Origin of the sequence: Jiangella alba (assembly GCF_900106035.1) — a bacterium.
Taxonomy (GTDB): domain Bacteria; phylum Actinomycetota; class Actinomycetes; order Jiangellales; family Jiangellaceae; genus Jiangella; species Jiangella alba.
The window spans coordinates 964,623-988,929 of record NZ_FNUC01000004.1; the positions used below are offsets into that span (position 1 = coordinate 964,623).

At 72.3% G+C, this 24,307-nt stretch carries 23 protein-coding genes and 1 other annotated feature; of the genes, 16 read left to right on the forward strand and 7 right to left on the reverse strand.

The window, feature by feature from the left end; genetic code table 11:
- Positions 1 to 10: 10 nt before the first annotated feature.
- Positions 11 to 838, reverse strand: coding sequence for a bifunctional 5,10-methylenetetrahydrofolate dehydrogenase/5,10-methenyltetrahydrofolate cyclohydrolase (locus BLV02_RS36670; RefSeq protein WP_069110202.1), 828 nt, complete (start codon positions 836 to 838; stop codon positions 11 to 13).
- Positions 835 to 1,455, reverse strand: a complete 621-nt coding sequence (locus BLV02_RS36675) for a cyclodeaminase/cyclohydrolase family protein (protein WP_069110203.1) — start codon at positions 1,453 to 1,455, stop codon at positions 835 to 837. Before BLV02_RS36675 ends, BLV02_RS36670 begins: the two co-directional genes overlap by 4 nt.
- Before the next feature lie 188 nt (positions 1,456 to 1,643).
- Between BLV02_RS36675 and BLV02_RS22325 the strand changes: the two genes are divergently transcribed.
- From BLV02_RS22325 to BLV02_RS22340, 4 genes are all read left to right on the forward strand, one after another.
- Positions 1,644 to 2,684 (forward strand): serine hydrolase domain-containing protein, encoded by a 1,041-nt coding sequence (locus tag BLV02_RS22325; protein ID WP_069110204.1) that lies wholly within the window; start codon positions 1,644 to 1,646, stop codon positions 2,682 to 2,684.
- A gap of 273 nt (positions 2,685 to 2,957) precedes the next feature.
- Positions 2,958 to 4,487 (forward strand): helix-turn-helix domain-containing protein, encoded by a 1,530-nt coding sequence (locus BLV02_RS22330; RefSeq protein WP_069110205.1) that lies wholly within the window; start codon positions 2,958 to 2,960, stop codon positions 4,485 to 4,487.
- A gap of 81 nt (positions 4,488 to 4,568) precedes the next feature.
- On the forward strand, positions 4,569 to 6,008 hold the full coding sequence (locus BLV02_RS22335) for a DNA-3-methyladenine glycosylase 2 family protein (RefSeq protein WP_069110206.1): 1,440 nt from the start codon (positions 4,569 to 4,571) through the stop codon (positions 6,006 to 6,008).
- Positions 6,009 to 6,018: 10 nt separating this feature from the next.
- Positions 6,019 to 6,480: a methylated-DNA--[protein]-cysteine S-methyltransferase gene (locus BLV02_RS22340; RefSeq protein ID WP_069110207.1), complete on the forward strand. Its 462-nt coding sequence runs from the start codon at positions 6,019 to 6,021 to the stop codon at positions 6,478 to 6,480.
- Here the strand turns inward: BLV02_RS22340 and BLV02_RS22345 are convergent, their stop codons facing one another.
- Complete coding sequence (locus tag BLV02_RS22345; RefSeq protein WP_069110208.1) at positions 6,481 to 6,804, reverse strand: hypothetical protein; 324 nt, start codon at positions 6,802 to 6,804, stop codon at positions 6,481 to 6,483. It abuts the gene before it with no gap.
- A gap of 79 nt (positions 6,805 to 6,883) precedes the next feature.
- On the opposite strand from BLV02_RS22345, the gene BLV02_RS22350 reads away from it, so the two are divergent.
- Genes BLV02_RS22350 through BLV02_RS22365 form a run of 4 tightly spaced genes read left to right on the forward strand, consistent with a single transcriptional unit; the run spans position 6,884 to position 9,546 of the window.
- Positions 6,884 to 7,675 (forward strand): Fpg/Nei family DNA glycosylase, encoded by a 792-nt coding sequence (locus BLV02_RS22350; protein ID WP_069110209.1) that lies wholly within the window; start codon positions 6,884 to 6,886, stop codon positions 7,673 to 7,675.
- Between the two features lie 19 nt (positions 7,676 to 7,694).
- A complete protein-coding gene (locus BLV02_RS22355; RefSeq protein ID WP_069110210.1) occupies positions 7,695 to 8,264 on the forward strand; it encodes a hypothetical protein in 570 nt (189 codons plus the stop codon).
- A gap of 35 nt (positions 8,265 to 8,299) precedes the next feature.
- Entirely contained in the window at positions 8,300 to 8,857 is a 558-nt protein-coding gene (locus tag BLV02_RS22360; protein WP_069110211.1) for a TetR-like C-terminal domain-containing protein, read from the forward strand.
- 11 nt (positions 8,858 to 8,868) lie between these two features.
- A complete protein-coding gene (locus BLV02_RS22365) occupies positions 8,869 to 9,546 on the forward strand; it encodes a hypothetical protein (protein WP_069110212.1) in 678 nt (225 codons plus the stop codon).
- Here BLV02_RS22365 and BLV02_RS22370 read toward each other — a convergent pair.
- Positions 9,483 to 10,175, reverse strand: a complete 693-nt coding sequence (locus tag BLV02_RS22370) for an EcsC family protein (protein ID WP_069110213.1) — start codon at positions 10,173 to 10,175, stop codon at positions 9,483 to 9,485. The genes BLV02_RS22365 and BLV02_RS22370 overlap by 64 nt on opposite strands.
- Before the next feature lie 72 nt (positions 10,176 to 10,247).
- Here BLV02_RS22370 and aat point away from each other — a divergent pair, with 72 nt between their 5' ends.
- Together aat and BLV02_RS22380 are read left to right on the forward strand one after the other, a co-directional pair.
- A complete protein-coding gene (aat, locus tag BLV02_RS22375) occupies positions 10,248 to 10,961 on the forward strand; it encodes a leucyl/phenylalanyl-tRNA--protein transferase (RefSeq protein WP_069110214.1) in 714 nt (237 codons plus the stop codon).
- A gap of 4 nt (positions 10,962 to 10,965) precedes the next feature.
- Positions 10,966 to 11,829 (forward strand): Fpg/Nei family DNA glycosylase, encoded by an 864-nt coding sequence (locus BLV02_RS22380; RefSeq protein WP_069110215.1) that lies wholly within the window; start codon positions 10,966 to 10,968, stop codon positions 11,827 to 11,829.
- 3 nt (positions 11,830 to 11,832) lie between these two features.
- Here BLV02_RS22380 and BLV02_RS22385 read toward each other — a convergent pair whose 3' ends face one another.
- Positions 11,833 to 12,459: an FMN-dependent NADH-azoreductase gene (locus tag BLV02_RS22385; protein ID WP_069110216.1), complete on the reverse strand. Its 627-nt coding sequence runs from the start codon at positions 12,457 to 12,459 to the stop codon at positions 11,833 to 11,835.
- Positions 12,460 to 12,489: 30 nt separating this feature from the next.
- Between BLV02_RS22385 and BLV02_RS22390 the strand changes: the two genes are divergently transcribed.
- From BLV02_RS22390 to araA, 5 genes are all read left to right on the forward strand, one after another.
- Entirely contained in the window at positions 12,490 to 13,140 is a 651-nt protein-coding gene (locus tag BLV02_RS22390; protein ID WP_141711453.1) for a TetR/AcrR family transcriptional regulator, read from the forward strand.
- Positions 13,141 to 13,395: 255 nt separating this feature from the next.
- Positions 13,396 to 14,421: a LacI family DNA-binding transcriptional regulator gene (locus BLV02_RS22395; protein WP_216094071.1), complete on the forward strand. Its 1,026-nt coding sequence runs from the start codon at positions 13,396 to 13,398 to the stop codon at positions 14,419 to 14,421.
- Positions 14,422 to 14,462: 41 nt separating this feature from the next.
- Entirely contained in the window at positions 14,463 to 16,133 is a 1,671-nt protein-coding gene (gene araB / locus BLV02_RS22400) for a ribulokinase (protein ID WP_069110218.1), read from the forward strand.
- A complete protein-coding gene (locus BLV02_RS22405; RefSeq protein ID WP_069110219.1) occupies positions 16,130 to 16,783 on the forward strand; it encodes an L-ribulose-5-phosphate 4-epimerase in 654 nt (217 codons plus the stop codon). Before araB ends, BLV02_RS22405 begins: the two co-directional genes overlap by 4 nt.
- A 13-nt stretch (positions 16,784 to 16,796) precedes the next feature.
- Positions 16,797 to 18,305, forward strand: coding sequence for an L-arabinose isomerase (araA, locus tag BLV02_RS22410; protein ID WP_141711454.1), 1,509 nt, complete (start codon positions 16,797 to 16,799; stop codon positions 18,303 to 18,305).
- Positions 18,306 to 18,578: 273 nt separating this feature from the next.
- Here araA and BLV02_RS22415 read toward each other — a convergent pair.
- Positions 18,579 to 19,822, reverse strand: a protein-coding gene (locus BLV02_RS22415) for an IS3 family transposase (RefSeq protein WP_141711913.1) whose coding sequence is annotated in 2 segments (ribosomal slippage) — positions 18,579 to 19,534 and positions 19,534 to 19,822 — 1,245 coding nt in all. Because the reading frame shifts where the segments join, the coding sequence is not laid out codon by codon here.
- Positions 19,407 to 19,535, reverse strand: a sequence feature (AL1L pseudoknot). Its footprint overlaps the gene before it by 129 nt.
- Positions 19,823 to 19,868: 46 nt before the next feature.
- Positions 19,869 to 20,720 (reverse strand): IS110 family RNA-guided transposase, encoded by an 852-nt coding sequence (locus BLV02_RS22425; protein ID WP_083288267.1) that lies wholly within the window; start codon positions 20,718 to 20,720, stop codon positions 19,869 to 19,871.
- A gap of 472 nt (positions 20,721 to 21,192) precedes the next feature.
- Here BLV02_RS22425 and BLV02_RS22430 point away from each other — a divergent pair, with 472 nt between their 5' ends.
- Positions 21,193 to 24,273 carry a beta-L-arabinofuranosidase domain-containing protein gene (locus tag BLV02_RS22430; RefSeq protein ID WP_083288266.1) on the forward strand — a complete coding sequence of 1,027 codons (3,081 nt, stop codon included), beginning with the start codon at positions 21,193 to 21,195 and terminating at the stop codon, positions 24,271 to 24,273.
- Positions 24,274 to 24,307: the final 34 nt, after the last annotated feature.

Here is a 24,307-nt window from a genome sequence, read left to right on the forward strand (position 1 = left end):
AACCCTTGACTCAGTCAACAACATTCTTCAGCAGGAGCGCGGTCGTCACCGGGCCGACGCCGCCGGGGACCGGGGTGAGCGCGGCCGCCACCTCGGCGACCGCCGGGTCGACGTCGCCGGCGAGACCGCCGTCCGGCGTCGGGTTCGTGCCGACGTCGACGACGACGACGCCGGCCCGGACGTGCTCGGGCGTGACGAGGTGCGTGCGGCCGACGGCGGCCACCAGCACGTCCGCCGACGACGTCACGGCGGCGAGGTCGCGGGTGCGCGAGTGGCACACCGTCACCGTCGCGTCGCGGTCCAGCAGCAGGTGCGCCAGCGGCTTCCCGACCACCGCCGACCGGCCGACGACGACCGCCCGGGCGCCGGCCAGGCCGACGTCGTACTCGTCCAGCAGCGCGACGACGGCGGCCGCGGTGGCCGGTGCGTAGGCGGGCAGCCCGGTGGCCAGCCGGCCGAGCGAGAGCGGGTTGGCGCCGTCGACGTCCTTGGCCGGGTCGATGGCGCCGGACACGTCCGCGAGCGCGACGCCGGGCGGCAGCGGCGTCTGCAGCATGACGCCGTCGACGGCCGGGTCCGCACTGAGGGCGGCGAGCCGGGCCGAGAGGCCGGCCGCGGTCGCCGCGGTGCCGAGGTCGTCGACGTCGCAGTCGAGGCCGACCTTGCCGGCCGCCGACGCGATGGAGCGGACGTACCAGGCGCTGGCCTCGTCGTCCGTCGCCGTGACGATGACCAGCCGGGCCGGTCGGCCGGCGTCGCGCCGGGCGGTAGCCCGTTCGGCGACCTCCGCGCGGATGCGGGCCGCGAGGTCGCCGCCGGCCAGCCGGCGCGCTGTCACGCCCCGACCTGCCGGCGCACGGCGGCGGTGACCTGGTCGGCCCGGGCCGCGAGGTCGTCGACCTCGCCGGCGGTGGCCGTCAGGCGGTCGCGGACCGCCTGGTCGGCGACGCCCGCGAGGTTGATCTCGACGTTCAGCCGGGCCGTCGTGGCGGCGGCCCGGGCGGCCTCGGCGGCGGCCGCGACGTCGGTGACGACGTTCGGGTTGCCGACCGGCAGCAGCTCTTCGGCCATCGCGACCAGGTGCGTCGCCGCGATGATGACGGCGGCCGGCGGCTCCGCGGCCGCGGCCAGCGCCGTCGCGATGGCCTCGGACCGGGCCGTCTTCTGCTCGTCGGTCTCCTGCGGCAGCTGGTACGTCTCGGTGACCGCGAAGAACGCCTCGGCGTCGTCCTCGGCCAGCTCCAGTGCGTCGGTGCGCAGCGCGTCGGCCTTCACCAGTACCCGCTCGACGACGTCGGCGTGCTGCTCGTACTTCGGGCCGGTGCTGTAGCGGGCCACCATGGCGAGCAGCGCCGCCGACTGGGCCGCGTGCAGGGCCGCGACGGCGCCGCCGCCGGGGGCCGGCACCCGGGCGGCCAGGCTGTCCAGGAAGGCGCCGATGGTCTCGTCGCGCACGGGATCTCCTCGAGTCGGCTGACGGTCGCCGGACCCAGTCTCCCGCGTCGCGACCGGCCGCCGCACGACGGGGCCGTCTCACGATGTTCATTACGTGAGACGCGTATCCCGGATTCGCCCGGTTCCGGCCGATCATGAAAGCAGTGGCGCGACCCCGGGCGCCGCGACAACCGAACAAGGCGGCACCGATGACGAGAGCCATCGACCAGTTGCTGACTCACGCCGTGACCACCTCCGTCCTGCCCGGCGCGGTCTGGGCCGTGGGCGATGCCGACGGCATCCGCTCGCAGGGCGCCCACGGGCTGCTCGACCCGGCGGCGCCGGACGGCCCGATGCGGCTCGACACCCTGTTCGACCTCGCCAGCCTCACCAAGATCGTCGCCGTGTGGTCGTGCGTCGGCACGCTCTGGGAGGACGGCACGCTCAACCTCGACCGCCCGCTCGCCGACTACCTCCCCGGCCTCGCCGGGTACGACCTCGGTGGCGTCAGCGCCCAGCACCTGCTCACCCACACCGCCGGCGTCCCGTCCAGAGCCAACCTCGAGGCGCTCTACGGCACCGACCGCGACGCCGTCGAGCGCGGCATCCTGCGCGAACCGCTGGTCCACCGCCCCGGCGAGGTGGTCGAGTACACCGACCGCGCCGCGCTGATCCTCGGCATCCTCGCCGAGCGGCTCACCGGGCTGCGGCTGGACGAGCTGAGCCGGGCCTGCGCCTGGGACGCGTTGCACATGGACGCGACCCGGTTCGGGCCGGTCGCCGCCGCCGACGTCCAGCGGTGCGCGCCGACCGAGTTCGACGCCGACACCGGGCGGCATCTGCTGGGCACACCGCACGACTTCTCAGCCCGGCTGCTCGGCGTCTGCGGCAGCGCCGGCGTCTTCTCCGTCGCCGCCGACCTCGGGGCGTTCCTGCGCTACCTGCTGGCGCCCGACCAGGCGCCGCGCCGGCCCGGCTTCGGGCCGGCGTGGATCAAGGAGTCGCTGAAGGTGCAGACCGGCCAGCTGGCACCGGCCCGCGGCCTGTTCTGGCACCCCGCGCCGACGCCACCGGGCGTGGGCGGGCGCGACGTGTGGGCGCACTTCGGCTTCACCGGCACCGCCATGTGGGTCTCCGTCCGCCGCCGTCGCTGGGCGGTGCTGCTGACGAACAAGCTCTTCTACACGCGCGACAGCGGGCCGATCCTCGGCCTGCGCAAGGCGTTCTGCCGGTACGCGTTCGACCTCTGACGCCGCGGGAACCGAGTGGGCGCGCGCGCCGTCTCAGGGCCGGACGAGGTGCGCGAGGGCTCGGCCGTACGGATGGGCGGGTCGCGCCGGACGTGCGGTTCGCCCGAGTTCGAGGCGACAGCCGCCGCGGGGTCGGTTACGCTCCCGGCGGCTGCGCCAGCATGTGGCGTAGACCTCATGACACGGATGAGAGCTCGCTCACGTCGTAACTCCTGCATACCAATGTGACGAATGTGGCGGCCGTTAACTCATAGCTGAGATATCGTTCGGCTCGTGGCAGACGACTACCGCGGCCAGATCGGCCGCTTGATCCGTGATTCGCGGCAGCACCGCGGCTGGACCCAGAGCCAGCTCGCCGACGCGCTCGGCACCAGCCAGAGTGCGATCCACCGGATCGAGCACGGGCAGCAGAACCTGAGCCTGGAGATGATCGCCCGTATCGGTGAGTCGCTGGACAAGCAGATCGTCTCGCTGGCGCCGCAGAGCCCGGTGCACCTGCGGGTCAGCGGCGGCCAGCAGCTGAGCGGCAGCATCGAGGTGCGGTCCAGCAAGAACGCCAGCGTCGCGCTGCTGTGCGCCAGCCTGCTGAACAAGGGGAAGACCACCCTGCGCGGCATCGCGCGCATCGAGGAGGTCAACCGCATCATCGAGGTGCTCGAGAGCATCGGTATCGGCACCCGCTGGCTGGGCGAGGGCCGCGACCTCGAGATCACGCCGCCGGAGCGGCTGGACCTCGACAGCATGGACGTCGAGGCGGCCCGGCGCACCCGCAGCGTCATCATGTTCCTCGGCCCACTGCTGCACCGCGAGGTCCGCTTCAAGCTGCCCTACGCCGGCGGCTGCAACCTCGGCACGCGCACCGTCGACCCGCACATGTCGGCACTGCGCCCGTTCGGCCTCGAGCTGAAGGCGACCGGCGGCTACTACCACGCCGAGGTGGACCGCTCGGTGTCGCCGGGCCGGCCGATCGTGCTGATCGAGCGCGGCGACACGGTCACCGAGAACGCACTGATGGCGGCCGCCCGCAACGACGGCGTCACCGTCATCCGCAACGCCAGCTCGAACTACATGGTCCAGGACCTGTGCTTCTTCCTGACGCGGCTGGGCGTGCGCATCGAGGGCATCGGCACCACGACGCTGACGGTGCACGGCATCCCCGACATCGACGTCGACGTCGACTACGCGCCGTCCGAGGACCCGATCGAGGCGATGAGCCTGCTGGCCGCCGCGATCGTGACGGGGTCGGAGATCACGGTCCGCCGGGCGCCGATCGAGTTCCTCGAGATCGAGCTGGCGCTGCTGGAGGAGATGGGCCTCGACTACGACCGCAGCGGCGAGTACGTCGCGGCGAACGGCGAGACCCGGCTGGTCGACCTGACGGTGCGCCCGTCGCAGCTGCGCGCGCCGCACGACAAGATCCACCCGATGCCGTTCCCCGGCCTGAACATCGACAACCTGCCGTTCTTCGCGCTGATCGCGGCCACGGCGAACGGCCAGACGATGATCCACGACTGGGTGTACGAGAACCGCGCGATCTACCTGACCGAGCTGACGAAGCTCGGCGGCAACGTCACGCTGCTCGACCCGCACCGCGTGCTGGTGGAGGGCCCGACCCGGTGGTCGGGGACGGAGATCATCTGCCCGCCGGCGCTGCGCCCGGCCGTCGTCGTGCTGCTGGCGATGATGGCCGCGAAGGGCACGTCGGTGCTGCGCAACGTGTACGTCATCAACCGCGGCTACGAGGACCTCGCCGCCCGGCTGTCCGTGCTCGGCGCCCGCATCGAGGCGTTCCGCGACATCTAGCGTCGTTCCGGTCGCACGACGCCGGACGGCCATGTCCGATTCCCGCTAGTCTCTCGCCCTCCGGCGGGCGAGACTAGAGGCATGTTGGACGAAGAGGCGTGCTACCGCGCAGTTCAGGGCCGCGATGCCCGGTTCGACGGCGTCTTCTACATCGGCGTCACGTCCACCGGCATCTACTGCCGTCCCAGCTGCCCGGCCATGACGCCGAAGCGCCAGAACGTGCGCTTCTACCGCACCGCCGCCGAGGCGCAGACGGGCGGCTTCCGGGCCTGCCGCCGCTGCCGTCCGGACGCGACGCCGGGCTCGGCGGAGTGGAACATCCGCGCCGACGTCGTCGGCCGGGCGATGCGGCTGATCGCCGACGGCGTCGTCGACCGCGACGGCGTCGCCGGGCTGGCCGGGCGGCTCGGCTACAGCGAGCGCCAGGTGCACCGGACGCTGGTCGAGGAGGTCGGCGCCGGCCCGCTGCGGCTGGCCCGGTCGCAGCGCGCGCACACCGCGCGGACGCTGCTGGAGACGACGGAGCTGCCGGTCACCGAGATCGCGTTCGCGGCCGGGTTCGCCAGCATCCGCCAGTTCAACGACACGATCCGCGAGGTCTACGCGCTGACGCCCAGCGAGCTGCGCGGCAAGGCGCGGCGGCGCGGCCCGACGGCCACGGCGGGGACGGTCGAGCTGCGGCTGGCGTACCGGCAGCCCGCGGACTTCCGCGGCGCACTCGACTTCCTGGCGCTGCGTGCGGTGCCGGGCATCGAGGAGGTCGACGGCGACACCTACCGGCGCAGCCTCACGCTGCCGCACGGCACCGGCGTCGCGGAACTCACGCCGCGCGACGGCTGGGTGCAGGCGACGCTGCGGCTGGCCGACCCACGCGACCTGACGGCGGCGGTGGCCCGCTGCCGGCGGGTGTTCGACCTCGACGCCGACCCGCAGGCCGTCGACGACCTGCTCGGCGCCGACCCCGCGCTCGGCCCGCTGGTGGCCGCGCGGCCGGGGACCCGGGTCCCGGGCACGGTCGACGGCGACGAACTGGCGGTGCGCGGCGTGCTCGGCCAGCAGGTGTCCGTGGCCGCCGCGCGCACCGTCGCCGGCCGGCTGGTCGCCGAGCACGGCAAGCCGCTGGACGCGCCGGTCGGCACCGTCACCCACGCGTTCCCGGCGGCGGCCGTGCTGGCCTCCGTCGACCCCGCGACGTTCCCCATGCCGGGCAGCCGCCAGCGCACGCTGCACGAGCTGACCAGCCGGCTGGCCGACGGCACGCTCTGCCTCGACCCCGGCGTCGACCGCGACGAGACGGAGCGGCTGCTGCTCGACGTGCCCGGCATCGGGCCCTGGACGGCGAAGTACGTGCGCATGCGAGCGCTCGCCGACCCCGACGTGTTCCTTCCGACCGACCTCGGCGTCAAGCACGCCATGGCCGGGCTCGGGCTGCCGTCCGAGCCGCGGGCGGTGGCCGAGCTGGCCGAGAACTGGCGGCCGTGGCGCTCGTACGCGCTCCTGCACGCCTGGTCCTCTCTCTGAAAGGCAGATCATGTACTGGACCACCATCGACAGTCCCCTCGGCACGCTCTGGATCACCGGCGACGGCGCCGCGCTGACCGGCCTCTACATGGAGCGCCCGGCCACGCTCGACCAGCCCGGCTGGATCGAGGACGACGCACCGTTCACCGCGGCGCGCGAGCAGCTGGACGCGTACTTCGCCGGCCGGCGGGAGGAGTTCGATCTGCCGCTGAGCCCCGTCGGCACGCCGTTCCAGCAGCAGGTGTGGGCGGCGCTGCGGGCCATCCCGTACGGCGAGACCCGCAGCTACCGCGAGATCGCCGAGCAGCTGGGCCGCCCGACGGCGTCGCGGGCGGTGGGCGCCGCGAACGGCCGCAACCCGATCTCCGTCATCGTCCCGTGCCACCGTGTGGTCGGCTCGTCCGGCGTGCTGACCGGGTACGCGTGGGGCCTGGAGCGCAAGCGGGCACTGCTCGACCTCGAAGCCTCGTAGTCACCAGCTCCAGCCGTCGTGCCGGAGCGCGCTCTCGATCATCACTCTGCGGATGGCCGGGGGCGCGTCCGGCACCGGCAGCCCGGCCAGCCGTGCGGCATCGAGCAACAGGTCGTCGTACGCGCGGCTGGCCGCGGCCAGGTGGTGGGCACGGGCCCAGCGGCCCTGGTCGCGTTCGAGCCGGCGGATCTCGCCGGCGACGCGGGTGAGCCGCAGCTGCACCGTGAGCGTCTCGAACGGATCGGCGGTGACGGCGGGCGCGGCCCGGCCGCCGGGCCAGCGGCGGCGCAGTGCCCGGGTGACGTCGTGGAAAGGCGATTCCATCGTGGGCTCCTCACCTGCATCGTAGCCACCTGTCAGCGGGCTGACGAGGCATTTTCGGCGCCGTGTGCGAAGGTGGGGCATGCCCGAAGGCGACACCGTCTGGCTGGCCTCCCGGCGCCTGCACGACGCCTTGGCCGGCGACGTGTTGCTGCGCACCGATTTCCGCGTCCCCCGCCTGGCGACGACCGACCTCTCCGGCCGTGCCGTCGTCGAGTCGGTGTCGCGCGGCAAGCACCTGCTGACCCGCGTCGACGGCGGGCTGACGCTGCACACGCACCTGCGGATGGACGGCGCGTGGCGGGTGTTCAAGGCCGGGCAGCCGTGGCGGGGCGGGCCCGCGTTCCAGATCCGGGTGGTGCTGGCGACGGCGCGCGCGGAAGCCGTCGGGTACCGCCTGCCGGTCGTCGAGCTGGTCCGGACGGCCGACGAGGACACCGTCGTCGGTCACCTCGGTCCCGACCTGCTGGGCGCGGACTGGTCGGCCCCGTCCGCCGTCGAGCGGCTGTCGCGCGACCCGTCCCGGCCGGTCGGCGACGCGCTGCTGGATCAGCGGCTGCTGGCCGGCATCGGCAACGTCTACATGAACGAGCTGTGCTTCCTCGGCGGGGTGTCGCCGTACGCTCCGGTGTCCGCCGTCCCCGGCCTCCCCTCCGTCGTCGACGAGGCGCACCGGCTGCTGCACCTCGGCATCGAGACCGGCCGCCAGGTGACGACCGGCGATCCGCGCCCGGGACGTCAGCACTGGGTCTACCGCCGCGCCCGGCGTCCGTGCTGGAAATGCGGCACCCCGATCCGCACCGGGCCGATCGGCACCGCGCCGCGTGACCGGGTCGCCTTCTGGTGCCCGCGCTGCCAGCCCGAAACCGGGTGAATCGTGTCACTGTAGGCGCGTGAAGAGGCTCGCGGCCGTCGCCGCCGTCCTGATGCTCGTCGCCGCCTGCTCCGACGAGCCGCCGCGCCTGTACGACCCCGGGTACGGCGCCGGGAGGGGCATCTACGACACGCGGCCGGGCCTGCCGTACGCGTTCGACGAGATGACGCTGTGCCTGGACGAACCCGGATCGGCGGTGGTGACGGACGTGTCGCCGATCGAGCCGATCGGCGGGTTCGAGGTGCTCGGCTTCTCCGTCCTGCCGGTCGAGGGGCCGTACGTCGGCCACCTCGGGGAACCGACCCAGCGGATGGCCGAGGCCGGCTACCCGACCCGCGGCCCGATGGTGGTCGACGACGCCTGCCCCGACGAGCAGTCGGGCGAGGGCGGCACGGTCTTCACCCTGGGTATCGAGGTCGCCTACACCGATGCGGAAGCCGGCTCCGCGAGCGGCTTCCTGGTGACCTACGAGTCCGGCGGCGAGGTCTTCACCGTGGTCAAGCCGTTCGGCATCTCGCTGTGCGCCGCCCCGCAGCAGGACCCGCCGCCACCCGAGTGCGAGACCCGCATCGTTGACATCGAAAGCTAAGCGTATTAGCTTTACGGCTATGGAGCTTCGCCACCATGCCTAGGGCCGGACTGTCGACGGCGGCCGTCGTCGATGCCGCGCTCGCGGTCGTCGACGAGCAAGGGCTGGAGGCCCTGACGTTGACGGCGGTCGCGGCACGCACCGGCGTGGCGGTCCCGTCGCTGTACAAGCACGTCGGCGGCCTCGGCGAACTGCGCGTGCTGACCGGCGTGCGGGTGTTCGAGGAGGCCACCGCCCGCCTGGCCACGGTCGCCATGGGGCGCAGCCGCGACGACGCCGTCGCGGCGCTGATGCACGCCTACCGCGGCTTCGTCCTCGAGCACCCGGCCCGGTACGACGCGATGGTGGCCGACCCGCTGCACGACCCCGCCTACGCCGCCGCCGGCGCGAAGCTGCTGGAGGTGTTCCTGGCGGTGTTGCGCGGCTACGGGCTGGACGGCTCCGACGCCGTGCACGCGGTGCGCCGGCTGCGCGCCGTCGTGCACGGGTTCGTCTCGATCGAGGCGGCCGGCGGCTTCGGCATGGCCGAAGACACCGACGTCACGTACGGCCAACTCGTCGACATGTACCTCGCCAGCCTTCCCCGCGACTGAAGGAGACCCCGATGACCCCGTTCCGCAACCGGCTGGGAGCCGCCGCGCTCGCCGTGGCCGGCCTGCTGTTCCTGCTCTACCCGGCGCTTCGCCCCTGGCACGACGAGGAGACGGCGGCCGGCGCGCTGGCGTCGATGGGCTCGAACGCCTGGGTCGCGTCGCACCTGTTCGCGATGATCGGTTTCATCCTGGTGCCGTTCGGCCTGCTGGCACTGCGCGACGCCGTGAAGGAGACGCGGGCGGAGCGCACGGCCGCCGCGTCGATCGTGATGTTCTGGATCGGCGCCGGGCTGACACTGCCGTACTACGGCGCCGAGAACTTCGCGCTGAACGCCATCGCCCATGAAGGGACCGACATCCTGGAACTGGCCGACGCCGTGCGGAACGGGTCGGTGGCCGTCACGACGTTCGGGCTCGGGCTGATCCTGCTGGGCGTCGGCGGCGTGCTGGCCGCGGTCGCCGTGTGGCGCTCGGGCGTGCTGGCCCGGTGGAGCGGCGTGCCGTTCGGCGCCGGCTTCGCGCTGTTCCTGCCGCAGTTCTTCACCCCGGCGGCCAGCCGGATCGGACACGGCGTGCTGCTCGCGGCCGGCTGTGTGCTGCTGGCCGGCGTGCTGTGGCGGGTGGGTCAGACCCGTTCGACGGTGACGTTGCCGGGGAACTCGCGGTCGGCGAACTTGCCGACGGCGTAGGTCGAGAACGCGTCGATGCCGGCGGCCACCGCGCCGCCGACCAGCGGCACCCGGCGCACCAGGGCCAGCGTGGCGTGCTTGCCGCCGATGCGGGCCACCAGCTGCGACGTGACGGCGGCGACGGCGCGCTCGACGACCGCGGGGTCGGGCTCGTTGATGCTGGTGGCGATGTCGAACGGCCGGCCCGGGAGGTCGCGCCCGCGCAGGGCGTCTTCGACGCCGTCGCGGCCGAGCAGCGTGACCAGCGCCGCGGTGCGGACACGGGGGTCGGCGATGTCGTAGCCGCGCAGGTGCGCGATGGTGGCGGCCATGCGCAGGTGCAGGACGGCGATGCCGGCGATGTTGGCCGGGATGGTCACCGGCATGGTGACGACGCCGCCGATGTTCGTGACGAAGCCCTGCACGCCGGCCAGCCGGACGTGCTGCTCGATGACGTCGCGGATGGCCCGCTCGACGTCGCCGCGCTTGTCGAGATGACGGCGGGCCACCTCGCGGGCGCCCGGGAAGCCGGGGAATCCCTCGATGGCCTTGGACATGAACTGGTTCGCGCCCCGGGCGGCGACGAGCGGCGCGGCCCGGCGCGCTGCGGTCGTGCCCGCCCAGGTTCCGATGGTCCGTCGCACACCCATGTCACCACTGTACGTGCGGAGGGCGCCGAGCGGATTACCCTGACGAAGGACCCCAACCCTTAGGGAGGCCAGGTGCCGGTCGAGCCACCGCCGACTCGATGGGAGCTGCCGAGCACGTCCGGCGACGACGACCTCGTCGCGTTCGGCGCCGACCTCGAGCCCGGGACGCTGCTCGCCGCGTACCGCAACGGCCTGTTCCCGATGCCGGTCGACCAGCTGCTCGGCCGGGCCACCGACCTCGCGTGGTGGTCGCCCAACCCGCGCGGCGTGCTGCCGGTCGGCGGGCTGAAGGTGTCGCGGTCGCTGCGGCAGTCGACGCACAAGTTCGAGGTGCGGGTCGACTCCGCGTTCGCCGAGGTCATCGAGGCGTGCGCCGACCCGACCCGGCCCGGCGCATGGATCAGCGACGACATCCGCCGCGCCTACGAGCGGCTGCACCGGCTGGGCTGGGCGCACTCCATCGAGGCGTGGACGCCGGACGGTCGGCTGGCCGGCGGGCTGTACGGCGTCGCCATCGGCGGGCTTTTCGCCGGCGAGTCGATGTTCCACGCCCGGCAGCGGTGGGGACGCGACGCGTCGAAGGTCGCGCTGGTCGCGCTGGTCGAGATGATGCGTGCCGAGCACCCCGTCGGGCGGCTGCTCGACGTGCAGTGGGGCACCCGGCACCTCGCCAGCCTGGGCGTCGTCGAGATCGCCCGGCCCGAGTACCTCAGCCGGCTGCGCCGCGCGCTGGAGCTGCCGCTGCCGCCGGCGTTCGCCGAACGCTCCGTGCACAAGGCAAAATGAGCGCATGCCCGAGCTGCCCGAGGTCGAAGCGCTCGCCGCCTTCCTGCGTGAGAAGGCCGTGGGCAAGGTCGTCACGCGCGTCGACGTCGCCGCCATCAGCGTGCTCAAGACGTTCGACCCGCCGGTCACGGCGCTCGGCGGGCTCACCGTCACCGGCATCGCCCGGCACGGCAAGTTCGTCGACCTCGACTGCGACGGCGTCCACCTCGTCATCCACCTGGCCCGGGCCGGCTGGCTGCGCTGGAGCGACGCGCTGTCGCCGAAGCCGCCGAAGCCGGGCAGCGGCCCGCTGGCGCTGCGCGTCCACCTGAACGACGAGTCCGGGTTCGACCTCACCGAGGCCGGCACCCGCAAGCGGCTGGCCGTCTACGTCGTCCGCGACCCCGCCGACGTGCCCGGCGTCTCCCGTCTCGGCGTCGACCCGCTGTCCGACGAGTTCACCGTCGACCGCCTGCAGCAGATCCTCACGAAGGCCGGCCGCGCCCAGATCAAGGGTGTGCTGCGCGACCAAGCGGTCATCGCCGGCATCGGCAACGCCTACTCCGACGAGGTGCTGCACGCCGCGAAGCTGTCGCCGTTCCAGCCCGCGTCGGCGCTCGACGCCGACGGCGTCGCCAACCTGCACGCCGTCATCGTCGACGAGCTGGCGACGGCGCTGAAGCGGGCCGAAGGGCTGGCCGCGAAGGACCTCAAGGACAGCAAGCGCACCAACATGCGGGTGCACGGCCGCGCCGGCGAGACCTGCCCGGTCTGCGGCGACGTCGTCCGCGAGGTGTCGTTCGCCGACTCCTCGCTGCAGTACTGCGCCACCTGCCAGACCGGCGGCAAGATCCTCGCCGACCGGCGCATGTCGAAGCTGCTCAAGTAGCCGTCAGAACCCGGCGGCCAGGGCGCGGGCCGTCGCTCGCGCCGCCGTCCGGCCGTCCGCGACGTCGCCCGTCGCCGCGTCCGGGCGCAGCGCGATCGTCTCGACGTCGGCCACGCCGGCCCAGCGCAGCCAGCCCTCCAGGTACGACGTCTGGAAGTCCGACCCGAACGCCGGGCCGCGGCCGGGCGCGTAGACGGCGCTGGAGTAGACGACCGCCGCCTTCTTGCCGCGCAGCAGCCCGCGGTAGCCGCTGGCCGGGTCGAACGCGAACACCAGGCCGGGCTGGCTGACGACGTCGATGAACTGCTTGAGCACGTACGGCACGCCGTGGTTCCACATCGGCACGCTGAACAGGTAGTGGTCGGCGGCGTCGAAGCGGGCGAACGCCGCGGTGACGTCGCGCCACACGTCCCGCTGCGCGGCGTCGAGGTCCTGGCCGGCGAAGACCGCCATCTTCGCGTGCGCGGCGGTCGGGCCGAACGCCGGCAGCGTGCCGTCCCACAGGTCCCAGTGGGTGATCTCGTGGTCGGGGTGCGCCTCGCGGTAGGCGGCGAGGAAGTCGTCGGCCAGCAGCAGCGACTCGGAGGTGGCGCCGCGCGGCGAGGCGGAGAGGTGCAGCAGGGTGGGCATCGGAGGTCCTTTCTGGACTACAGTCCGGTTGTGTCCAGTGACAAGAACGGACCCCGGTCCGTTTATTCCGAGCTGGTCGAGCTGCGGCCGGCACCGCCACCGAAGGAGCGCGCCGACGCCGCCCGCAACCGGGCCGCCGTCCTCGACGCGGCCGCCCGCCTCTTCGCCGACCACGGCGTCGACGGCGTGACGATGGACGCGGTCGCGGCGGCGGCCGGGGTCGGCAAGGGCACGGTGTTCCGGCGCTTCGGCGACAAGTCCGGGCTGGCGGTCGCGCTGCTGGACGAGCGGGAGCGGGACCTGCAGGAGGCGATCCTGTTCGGCCCGGCGCCACTGGGGCCGGACGGCGACCGCGCCGCGCCGGGCGAGCGGCTGGCGGCGTTCGTCGAGGCGTACCTCGACTACGCGCTGGGCCACCTCGACCTGCTGCGGATGTCCGAGACGGCGTCGCCGGGGGCGCGGTACCGCATCGGGGCGTACCGCTTCTGGCACCGGCACGTGACGCTGCTGCTGGCAGGGGCCCGGCCGGACGGCGACGCGGAGGCGCTGGCGCACGCCGTGCTCGCGCCGCTCGGCGCGGAGCACCTGCGCGCCGTCGTGACGGAACTCGGCGCCGCGCGCGCCCGGGCCGCCGCCCACGCCGTCGCCGCCGCGGTCGTCGCAGGGGTCGTCGCCGGCTGAGCCGCGCGCCTTTGCAATGAGCACCTATGCGCACCGGTGCGTATGGGTGCTCATTGCAAAGGCATCGGCTGGGCCGCACGTCAACGCGCCAGCCGGGCGACTCGGCGCATCGCCGAGGCCGTTCGTGCGGACGGCACTCATCGGCGGGGGCGACGGGACCGCGGGTCAGGCGTGGGTAGCGGCGGACGAGGGGCGCCTGGCGTGCGGTCGGTCCATTTGTTAACGTTCACAGCACGGTGGAGGGAGGCGGTGACGATGACCCCCGAGCGTAGTCCGGTGATGGCCGACGTGGCACGCATCGCGGGCGTCTCGCACCAGACGGTGTCGCGCGTCCTCAACCACCACCCCAACGTCCGCCAGACCACCCGCGACCGCGTCCTCGCGGCCATCGAGGAGCTCGGCTACCGCCGCAACCTGTCCGCGCGGGCGCTGGTCACACGGCGTACGAACACCCTCGGCGTGGTCGCGTTCGACACCACGCTGTACGGACCGGCCAGCACGCTGTTCGGCCTGGAGCAGGCGGCCCGCGACGCCGGGTACTTCATCAGCATCGTCAGCCTGAAGACCATCAACAAGAAGACGGTCGGCGAGGCGCTGGACTACCTCGCGGCGCAGGCGGTCGACGGGCTGATCGCCATCGCGCCGCAGGTCGAGGCCGCGGCCGCCGTGTCCGCGCTGCAGGGACACGTCCCGGTGGTCGCGGTCGAGGGCGGCGAGGCCGACGGCATGCCGGTGGTCGCCGTCGACCAGACGCGCGGGGCCGAGCTGGCCACCCGGCACCTGCTCGACCTCGGCCACCGCACGGTGTGGCACGTCGCCGGGCCGGCCGACTGGCTGGAGGCCGAGGGCCGCCGGCGCGGCTGGCGGCGCACGCTCGAGGCCGCCGGCATCGCGCTCCCGCCGGTCGTCGAGGGCGACTGGAGCCCCCGCGCCGGCTACGCGGCCGGCCGGCACATCGCCGACGCCGCCCGCACGGGCCGGGCCACCGCGGTGTTCGTCTCCAACGACCAGATGGCGCTCGGCCTGCTGCGCGCGCTGCACGAGGCCGGCATCCGGGTCCCTCAGGACGTCAGCATCGTCGGCTTCGACGACATCCCGGAGGCGGAGTTCCTGACGCCGCCGCTGACCACCGTCCGGCAGGACTTCGCCGAGGTCGGCCGCAAGAGCATCGCGCTGCTGCTCGACCTCATCGAGACCGGGCCGGGGCCCGATACCGCGCGCATCGTCGTCCCGCCGGCCCTCGTCACCCGCGCCAGCACCGCCCCGCCGGCGACCACCTGACCACCCGAACCACCGCCCCACACCGCACCAGGGAGTCACTTGTGAGCGATAACAACGACGACGCGGTCGCCGTCGGCGTCGACTACGGCACGCTGTCCGGACGGGCCGTCGTGGTCCGCGTCTCCGACGGCGCGGAGCTCGGCAGCGCCGTGCACGCGTACGCGCACGGTGTCGTCGACAGCGAGCTGCCCGGCACCGGCGAGAAGCTGCCGCCGGACTGGGCGCTGCAGGTCCCGTCCGACTACATCGACGTGCTGCGGACCGCGGTGCCCCAGGCGCTGGCCGCGGCCGGCGTCGATCCGGCGAACGTCATCGGCATCGCGACCGACTTCACCGCGTGCACGATGGTGCCGACGCTCGCCGACGGCACGCCGCTGAACGAACGGCCGGAATACGCCGGGCGCAAGCACGCCTACGTCAAGCTGTGGAAGCACCACGCCGCCCAGCCGCACGCCGACCGCATCAACGCGCTGGCCGCCGAGCGCGGCGAGCCGTGGCTGCCGCGCTACGGCGGGCTGATCTCGTCGGAGTGGGAGTTCGCCAAGGGCCTGCAGCTGCTGGAGGAGGACCCCGAGGTCTACGCCGCGACCGAGCGCTGGGTCGAGGCAGCCGACTGGATCGTCTGGCAGCTGTGCGGTAGCTACGTCCGCAACGCCTGCACCGCGGGCTACAAGGGCATCCGGCAGGACGGCGGCTACCCGTCGCGCGAGTTCCTGGCCGCGCTGAACCCGGAGTTCGCCGGGTTCGTCGACGACAAGCTGGACCAGCCGATCGGCCAGCTCGGCGACCGCGCCGGCGGGCTGACGGCGCGGGCCGCGGCGTGGACGGGGCTGCCCGAGGGCATCGCGGTCGCCGTCGGCAACGTCGACGCGCACGTGACGGCGCCGGCCGCGCAGGCGGTCGAGCCGGGCCAGCTGGTCGCGATCATGGGCACGTCCACCTGCCACGTCATGAACGGCGACGTGCTGCGCGAGGTGCCGGGCATGTGCGGCGTCGTCGACGGCGGCATCATCGCGGGGCTGCAGGGCTACGAGGCCGGGCAGAGCGGCGTCGGCGACATCTTCGGCTGGTTCGTCGACAGCTCGGTCCCGGCGAGCTACGCCGCGGCGGCGGCCGAGCGCGGCCAGGGCGTCCACGAGTACCTCACCGAGTTGGCCGCCGCGCAGCGGGTCGGCGAACACGGGCTGGTCGCGCTGGACTGGCACAGCGGCAACCGCTCGGTGCTGGTCGACCACGAGCTGTCCGGCGTGGTCGTCGGCCAGACGCTGGCCACGAAGCCCGAGGACGTCTACCGCGCGCTGATCGAGGCGACGGCGTTCGGCACCCGCACCATCATCGAGACGTTCAACGCCTCCGGCGTGCCGGTGACCGAGCTGATCATCGCCGGCGGGCTGATGAAGAACCGGCTGCTCATGCAGATCTACGCCGACGTCACCGGGCTGGAGCTGAGCGTCATCGGGTCCGAGCAGGGCCCGGCGCTGGGCTCGGCCATCCACGCCGCCGTCGCCGCCGGCGCCTACCCCGACGTGCGGGCCGGCGCGGCCGCGATGGGCAACGTCGAGCGCGGCGTCTACCGGCCCGACCCGGACGACCAGAAGGCCTACGACGCGCTGTACGCCGAGTACGTCACGCTGCACGACCACTTCGGCCGCGGCGGCAACGACGTCATGCACCGGCTCCGGGCGCTCAAGCGTGCGGCGGTGGCCCGATGACCACCATCGACGAGCTGCGCCGCACGGTCTGCGACCTGCACGCCGAGCTGACCCGCAACGGCCTGGTCAGCTGGACGTCGGGCAACGTGTCGGGCCGGGTGCCGGGCGCCGACCTGTTCGTCATCAAGCCGTCCGGGGTGTCCTACGACGACCTCACGCCCGAGTCGATGGTCGTCTGCGACCTCGACGGCACGCCGGTCGACAGCGAGCTGTCGCCGTCCAGCGACACCGACGCGCACGCCTACGTCTACCGGAACCTGCCGGAGGTCGGCGGGCAGGTGCACACGCACTCGACCTACGCGACGGCGTGGGCCGCGCGGGCCGAGCCGATCCCGTGCGTCCTGACCGCGATGGCCGACGAGTTCGGCGGCGAGATCCCGGTCGGCCCGTTCGCGCTGATCGGCGACGACTCCATCGGCCGCGGCATCGTCGAGACGCTGAAGGGGCACCGATCGCCGGCCGTGCTCATGCAGAACCACGGCGTCTTCACCATCGGCAGGGACGCCCGCGCCGCCGTCAAGGCCGCGGTGATGTGCGAGGACGTCGCCCGGACCGTGCACGTGACGCGGCAGCTGGGCGAGCCGGTGCCGATCCCGGCCGAGGACATCGACCGGCTCTACGACCGCTACCAGAACGTCTACGGGCAGTGACGAGGAGATGACGATGGACGATGTGTTCGGTCAGCGCGAGATCTGGTTCCTGACCGGGAGCCAGGGGCTGTACGGCGAGGACACGCTGCGCCAGGTGGCCGAGCAGTCCCAGGAGGTCGCCCGCGCGCTCGACGTGGCGGACGACATCCCGGTGCGCGTGGTGTGGAAGCCGGTGCTCACCTCGGCCGACGCGATCCGCCGCGTCGCGCTCGAGGCGAACGCCGACGACGCCTGCGTGGGCCTGATCGCGTGGATGCACACGTTCTCGCCGGCGAAGATGTGGATCGCCGGGCTGGACGCGCTGCGCACGCCGCTGCTGCACCTGCACACGCAGGCGAACCGGTCGCTGCCCTGGGCCGAGCTGGACATGGACTTCATGAACCTGAACCAGGCCGCGCACGGCGACCGCGAGTTCGGCTACATCCAGGCCCGCCTCGGCGTCGCCCGCTCGACCGTCGCCGGGCACGTCAGCGACCCCGCCGTCGTCCGCCGCGTCGCCGACTGGGTGCGCGCCGCCGTCGGCTACGCCGAGGTGCACGCGCTGCGGCTGGCCCGGTTCGGCGACAACATGCGCGACGTCGCCGTCACCGAGGGCGACAAGGTCGAGGCGCAGCTGCGCCTGGGCGTCTCGGTCAACACGTACGGCGTCAACGACCTGGTCGCGGTGGTCGACGCCGCCACCGACGCCGAGGTCGACGCGCTGGTGGCGGAGTACGACGACGCCTACGACCTGGTGCCGGACCTGCGCAAGGACGGCGACCGGCGCGAGTCGCTGCGCTACGCCGCCCGCATCGAGGCGGGGCTGCGCACGTTCCTCACCGACGGCGGGTTCCGTGCGTTCACGACGAACTTCGAGGATCTCGGCGGGCTGCGCCAGCTGCCCGGCCTGGCCGTGCAGCGGCTGATGGCCGACGGCTACGGCTTCGGCGGCGAGGGCGACTGGAAGACGTCGGTGCTGCTGCGGACGGTGAAGTCGATGGCCGCCGGGCTGCCGGGCGGCACGTCGTTCATGGAGGACTACACGTACCACTTCGGGCCCGGCGAGCCGAAGATCCTCGGCGCGCACATGCTGGAGGTCTGCCCGTCCATCGCGGCGGCGACGCCGTCGTGCGAGATCCACCCGCTGGGCATCGGCGGGCGCGAGGACCCGGTCCGGCTGGTGTTCGACGCCGCGCCCGGCCCGGCCGTCGTGGTCGGCATGGCCGACGTCGGCGAGCGGCTGCGACTGGTGGCCAACGAGATCGACGTCGTGCCGCCGGACGAGCCGCTGCCGAACCTGCCGGTGGCGCGGGCCGTGTGGAAGCCGCGGCCGGACCTGTCGACGTCCGCCGAGGCGTGGCTGACCGCCGGCGGGCCGCACCACACCGTGCTGTCGCAGGCGGTGGGGCCGGAGGTCCTCGAGTTGTTCGCCGACATGGTCCGCACCGAACTGCTGGTCATCGACGCCGGCACGACGAGCCGCCAGTTCACCAAGGAGCTGCGCTGGAACCAGGCCTACCACCGGCTGGCCCAGGGCTTCTGACCCACCCCACGTGTTGACGCTTCTATGTCAAGCTGCTGGTTGTTGGCGGGTCAGCGGCGGAAGTCGTCGTGGAGCTTGCGGAGGATGGCGTCGGTGAGGTGGCGTTTGAGCACGCGTAGGGCGCCGCGTGTGCCCTTGGTGTCGGTGTGTTTGGCGATCAGTTTCTGGGCGTCGGGGTGGTTGCGGGCCTGGGTTCTGGCGACGGTGTGGATGGCCTTGTTGAGGCGCCGGTTTGAACCGCCCCGGGATGTCCGGACACTTCGGATCGTGTCTCTACCCGGTCGGGATGAGACGGTTTCGTGCAGCGTAGTGTGCGGCTTCGACTTCGATCGGTGTGAGGTCGTCGATGGATTCGTGGGTTCGCTCTTGGTTGAACCAGTGGACCCAGTTGAGGGTTTCGAACTCGACGTGCTCGACGTCGCGCCAGGGTCCCTCGTGGCGGATCAGCTCAGTCTTGTAGGCGCCGATCTGGGACTCGGCCATGGCGTTGTCGTAGGCGTCACCCACCGAACCTACCGATGCGTCCACGCCGGCCTGCAGTAGCCGGGTGGTGAAGGCGAACGAGGTGTACTGGGAGCCGGCGTCGGTGTGGTGGACCAGGCCGGACAGGTCGGTGATGCCGGCCTGGCGGCGTGACCAGATGGCGTGTTCGAGGGTGTCGAGCACGAGTTGCGTGCTCATGCTGGTTGCTGCTCGCCAGCCGACGATCATCCGGGAGAACACGTCGAAGATGAACGCGACGTAGACGGTGCCGGACCAGGTCGCGACGTAGGTGAAGTCGGCCACCCACAGCTGGTTCGGGCAGGTGGCGGTGAAGTCGCGATCGACCAGATCGGCTGCTCGGGCGTCCTTCGGGTCAGGGATCGTTGTCCGCGTTCGCTGGCCCCTCAGCGCGCCCTGCCAGCCGTTTGCTGTCATCAGCCGCTCGATCGTGCACCGAGCCACGTCATGGCCGGCTCGGCGCAGGTGCAGCCACATCTTGCGGGCACCGAACCGGGCGACGAACCGCTGCTCACGCGCCGCGGCGATCAGTTCGATGATCTGCGTGTCGCGCAGCGCCCGCTTCGACGGCTCACGGCTGCGGACCTCGTAGTAGGTGGACGGGGCGATCTTGATCCCGTGCTCGGACAGCACGCGGCAGATCGGCTCGACCCCGAACTCCTCACGGTGTTCGTCGACGAACGCCGTCAGAACCTGGACGGGCGGTCGAGCTCCGCCGCGAAGAAAGCCGACGCACTCTTGAGGATCTCGTTCGCCCGGCGCAGCTCGGCCACCTCGCGCTTGAGCTCCCGGATCTCCGCCAGCTCCTGTGTGGTCCTGCCCGGCCGGGAACCGCCATCGACCTCGGCCTGACGGACCCACTTACGCAACGTCTCGGCCGACCCGATCCCGAGCTTGCCCGCGATCGTGCGGATCGCCTCGAACTCACTCGAGAACTGCCCCTGCTCCATCGACTCCGCTACCGCCCGGACCGCCCGCTCACGAAGCTCACGCGGGTACTTGCTGGGACGCGCCATGACCTCATCCTCCAACTAATGAAGTCTCCGGACATCCCGGGGCGGTTCAGTTCCCGCCGCGGTCGAGTCGGTGGCGTTCGGTGTCGGAGCTCCAGACCGGGATGGGGGCGGTGCCGGCCAGTCGGGCCAGCGCGGCGCCGTTGCGCACCCGGGTGGGGTCGCCGAGCTCGGCCAGGATGGTCGCGGCCACGACGGGTCCGACGCCGGGCACGGACAGCAGGTTCGGGCTCAGGCGCCGGGTGTGCTCGGACAGTTCGCGGGTGAGGGCGTTGATGTCGGCGGTGAGCCGTTGCAGGCGCTCGCAGTTGGCCAGCAGCACCCGCCGCAGCGTGCTGTCGGCGAAGGTGGCCAGCCGTGCGGCCACCTCGCGCACGGCCTTGAGGGTGATCAGCGAGACGGGTTCCAGACCGGGGGCCAGTTCGTGCAGCCGCCAGCGCATCTGGTTGATCAGCCGGGTCCGCTCGGCGACCAGAGCGTCACGCTCGTCGACCAGTGGCGCCACCTCCTGCCCGGGCTCGTCGCCACGGTGTCGGGTCAGGTAGCGCGCGTTGTCTGGGTTGTGTGCGGCCTTCGCGACGGCGAGGGCGTCGAGCGGGTCGGACTTGCCGCGCGGGCCGGTGTGGTGGCGCTCGGCCACCATCAACCGGACCGGCACCCACACCACCATCTGCCCGGCCGCGACGAGCGCGGTGGCCAGCCGCCGGGCCAGGCCACGGCCATCCTCGACCGCCCACACCACGTCCTGCCCGGCGGCGTGCCGACCGGCCCAGGACAGCAGCGCGGCGACGCTGGCCGGGTCGTCGGGCACCCTCAACGCCTGACCCACCCGCCGGCCGGTGTCGTCGATGATCACCGCGGTGTGGGTCTGCTTGTGCGGGTCGATCCCCACTGTCACCATGAGAGGCGTCCGTTTCTGCTCGCAAGCCTGTGACGGGCAACGTGTCGCGAGGGCCCGGACCGGGTGGACGAATCTCTCTTGGGGCGCTCACCCCAGGCTTCTATCAAGTCACTCCCGGCCGGGCCCTCGCCCCTTGCGAGCACCATGGACAGGTCAACACCAAGCCACCGGCCACAAGCCGGGACAGATCATGGATGAGTCACCCGACGCCCGCACCGGCATCCCACCCCGTCGAGCAGCACCCGGCACACCGGATCCTGACAGAGAGATCATGGAGAAGGGTGGCTCTCCAGCCGCGGGGAAGCCGACCTTCTCCGTGATCAACACGGGCTGCGAGCGAGAGTGAGACGCCCGCCACATTTCATGTCAAATGTGGCATAGTACATCTCACGTTGTTACCGGGAACACCCGCTGACCTGGGCGTTCCCGATCCCCGTCAAGTGCCGATCTCGCAATGAAGGGAAGACGGAGCATGACAATCGAGAAGCCAGGCCTGAGCCGCCGCACGTTCGTGCGCGCCTCCGCCATCGGCGCGGCCATGGTCGCCGCGCCGACGGCCCTCCCCGCGGCCGCCGCCGCGGCCCAGTCCACCGGCGCGGCCGCCGCGACCGGTGCGGCCCCGTACGTCGGCGCCGGCAGCAACGCCCCGGTGCGGCCGTTCTGGCCGAACGACGTCGACCTGGGGCCGGGTCTGCTGCAGGAGAAGCGCGACCGGATGAAGGCGTTCCTGCAGACGTTCGACGAGCGGCGCTTCCTCGTGCTCTTCAACAACCAGGCCGGCCGGCCGAACCCGTCCGGCGTCTCGACGCCCGGCGGCTGGGAGGACGGCGGCCTGCTCAGCGGGCACTGGGCCGGCCACTACCTGAGCGCGCTCGCGCAGGCCTACGCCGACCAGGGCGAGCAGGTCTTCAAGACCAAGCTGGACTGGATGGTCACCGAGCTGGCCGCGTGCCAGGCCGCCATCACCGCGCGCATGGAGGTGCCGGACGAGGAGCCGGAGGAGCCCGAGGAGCCGGTCATCGGCCGCGTCCCGGGCCGGTTCGGCAACGGCCTGCGCCTCGGCGGCGGCAGTGCCGCCCAGCACGTGCGGCTGCCGCAGGAGGCGGTCTCGCAGCTGACCAACTTCACAGTCGCGACCTGGGTCAACCTCGGCGCCGCGCAGAGCTGGAGCCGGATCTTCGACTTCGGCACCGGCACCTCGGTGAACATGTTCCTGACCGCCCGCGCCAGCGGGAACCTGCCCCGGTTCGCCATCACCACCAGCGGCAGCGGCGGCGAGCAGCAGATCAACGGCACGGCGCAGATCCCGACCGGCCAGTGGGTGCACCTCGCCGTCACGCTGAACGGCACCGTCGGCACGCTGTACGTCAACGGCGCGGTCGCCGGGACGAACTCCAACCTGACGCTGAACCCGACCAACCTCGGTGTCCCGGGCAACGTGTGGATCGGCCGGTCGCAGTACGGCGACCCGATGCTCAACGCGACCATCGACGAGTTCCACATCTTCGACCGCGCGCTGTCGGCCGCCGAGGTGCAGTCGCTGCAGACCTCGGCCGCCGGCACGACCGGAGGCGGCAACATCGCCTGGTACCGCTGCGACGAGACCGAGGGCGCGACGCTGCAGGACTCGTCCCCCAACGGCCGCGCCGCGGGCATCGTGCCGGTGCCCAGCGACAACCAGCCGCTGTGGAAGCCGGTCTACCCCGGCTACCTGGGCGCGATCCCGGAGGACGCGGTCATCCGCCTGGCGCCGCCACGGTTCGCCGTCTACGGCAGCAACCTCAGCACCAACGTGTGGGCGCCCTGGTACACGCAGCACAAGATCATGCGCGGCCTGCTCGACGCGTACTACCTGGCCGGCAACCAGACCGCCCTCGACGTCGTCACGAAGATGGCGAACTGGGCGCACCTCGCGCTGACCGTCGGCGACAAGACCCACCCGCAGTACACCGGGCCGATCACCCGCAGCGACCTCAACTACATGTGGGACACCTACATCGCCGGCGAGCTCGGCGGCGCCAACGAGATCTTTCCGGAGATCTACGCGCTGACCGGTGACGAGCAGCACCTCGAGACCGCCAAGCTCTTCGACAACCGCGAGTCGCTGTTCGACGCGGCGGTCGAGGACCGCGACATCCTGGTGGTGACGAACCCGAGCCAGATCGGCCGCCGCCGGCCGGCCCGGCTGCACGTCAACATGCACGTGCCGAACTTCACCGGGTACCTGCGGATCTTCGAGCAGACCGGCGACCAGGACTACTTCGACGCGGCGAAGCACTTCTTCACCTGGATCGTCCCGCACCGCATGTTCAGCCACGGCGGCACCGGCGGCAACTACCCGGGCTCGAACAACAACATCGAGATGTTCCAGAACCGGGACAACGTCGCCAACGCGATCGCCCAGGGCGGCGCGGAGACGTGCTCGATCTACAACGTGTCCAAGCTGGCCCGGAACCTGTTCTTCCACACCCAGGACCCGGCGTACATGGACTACTACGAGCGGGCCGTCTTCAACCAGATCGCCGGTTCGCGGGCCGACACGACGACGACCAGCAACCCGCAGGTGACCTACTTCCAGCCGCTGACGCCCGGCGCGAACCGGTCGTACGGCAACTCCGGCACGTGCTGCGGTGGCACCGGCGTCGAGAACCACACGAAGTACCAGGACACCGTGTACTTCAAGTCCGCCGACGGCTCGGCGCTCTGGGTGAACCTGTTCGTGCCGTCGACCGTGACCTGGGCGGAGAAGAACCTCGTCGTCTCGCAGGAGACGGCCTTCCCGCGTCAGGACAGCACCCGGATCACCGTCCAGAGCGGCGGCGGCCTGTTCGACCTCAAGCTGCGTATCCCGGCCTGGGCGACGACCGGCTACACCATCCGGGTCAACGGCCGGCCGGCGCCGATGCAGCCGGCCGACCCGGGCACCTACGCGACGATCCGCCGCACCTGGCGGCCCGGTGACGTCGTGGACGTGACGCTGCCGTTCAGCATCAGGATCGAGCGGGCCATCGACCGGCCGGACACCCAGTCGATCATGTGGGGCCCGCTGCTGATGCCGATCCTCGGCAACCCGGGCGGCGGCACGTACCGCGAGCTGACGCTGTACTCGCAGCTCAAGCTGGACGGCGACTACTCGCGCGCGGCGATCACCTCGGCCGGCACCAGCCCGGCGGGTGACCAGCTGTTCACCACGCACGGGTTCGCCCTGCGCCCGTGGTACGTCGGCGACACCCAGGCGCACTCGGCGTACTTCCGCCGGGTGGAGCCGTCGATCGTGTTCGGCGGGGTCGACACCGGCGTCCCGAACGTCAAGCGCAACGACGGCCTGCCGCACTACGACGTCCCGGTCACCGGCATCCCGCAGCCGGGCACCGACGGCCTGACCTTCCTGGACGTCGTGTGGGACCACGCGCCGTTCAAGAACCACGGCGCCTTCGTCTCGACGGTCGCCCGGACCGCCGAGGAGTTCGTCGCGAAGGGCCTGCTGACCGACGAGCAGAAGGACACGGTGGTCTCGGCCGCGGCGAACGCCCGGACCGAACTGGCAGTCTGACGCTCACCCCGCCCGCCGGCCGGTCCACGTGACC

Excerpts from the sequence above, each read along its gene's own strand:
- BLV02_RS22345 (WP_069110208.1), bottom strand. The coding sequence starts at position 6,804 with ATGGAATCGCCTTTCCACGACGTCACCCGGGCACTGCGCCGCCGCTGG.
- BLV02_RS22425 (WP_083288267.1), bottom strand. The coding sequence starts at position 20,720 with ATGGTGACAGTGGGGATCGACCCGCACAAGCAGACCCACACCGCGGTG.
- BLV02_RS22365 (WP_069110212.1), top strand. The coding sequence starts at position 8,869 with ATGACCCCGTTCCGCAACCGGCTGGGAGCCGCCGCGCTCGCCGTGGCC.
- araA (WP_141711454.1), top strand. The coding sequence starts at position 16,797 with ATGGACGATGTGTTCGGTCAGCGCGAGATCTGGTTCCTGACCGGGAGC.
- BLV02_RS22325 (WP_069110204.1), top strand. The coding sequence starts at position 1,644 with ATGACGAGAGCCATCGACCAGTTGCTGACTCACGCCGTGACCACCTCC.
- BLV02_RS22395 (WP_216094071.1), top strand. The coding sequence starts at position 13,396 with ATGACCCCCGAGCGTAGTCCGGTGATGGCCGACGTGGCACGCATCGCG.
- BLV02_RS22340 (WP_069110207.1), top strand. The coding sequence starts at position 6,019 with ATGTACTGGACCACCATCGACAGTCCCCTCGGCACGCTCTGGATCACC.
- BLV02_RS22335 (WP_069110206.1), top strand. The coding sequence starts at position 4,569 with ATGTTGGACGAAGAGGCGTGCTACCGCGCAGTTCAGGGCCGCGATGCC.
- BLV02_RS22350 (WP_069110209.1), top strand. The coding sequence starts at position 6,884 with ATGCCCGAAGGCGACACCGTCTGGCTGGCCTCCCGGCGCCTGCACGAC.
- BLV02_RS22430 (WP_083288266.1), top strand. The coding sequence starts at position 21,193 with ATGACAATCGAGAAGCCAGGCCTGAGCCGCCGCACGTTCGTGCGCGCC.
- BLV02_RS22405 (WP_069110219.1), top strand. The coding sequence starts at position 16,130 with ATGACCACCATCGACGAGCTGCGCCGCACGGTCTGCGACCTGCACGCC.
- BLV02_RS22380 (WP_069110215.1), top strand. The coding sequence starts at position 10,966 with ATGCCCGAGCTGCCCGAGGTCGAAGCGCTCGCCGCCTTCCTGCGTGAG.
- BLV02_RS22385 (WP_069110216.1), bottom strand. The coding sequence starts at position 12,459 with ATGCCCACCCTGCTGCACCTCTCCGCCTCGCCGCGCGGCGCCACCTCC.
- BLV02_RS22370 (WP_069110213.1), bottom strand. The coding sequence starts at position 10,175 with ATGGGTGTGCGACGGACCATCGGAACCTGGGCGGGCACGACCGCAGCG.
- BLV02_RS22360 (WP_069110211.1), top strand. The coding sequence starts at position 8,300 with ATGCCTAGGGCCGGACTGTCGACGGCGGCCGTCGTCGATGCCGCGCTC.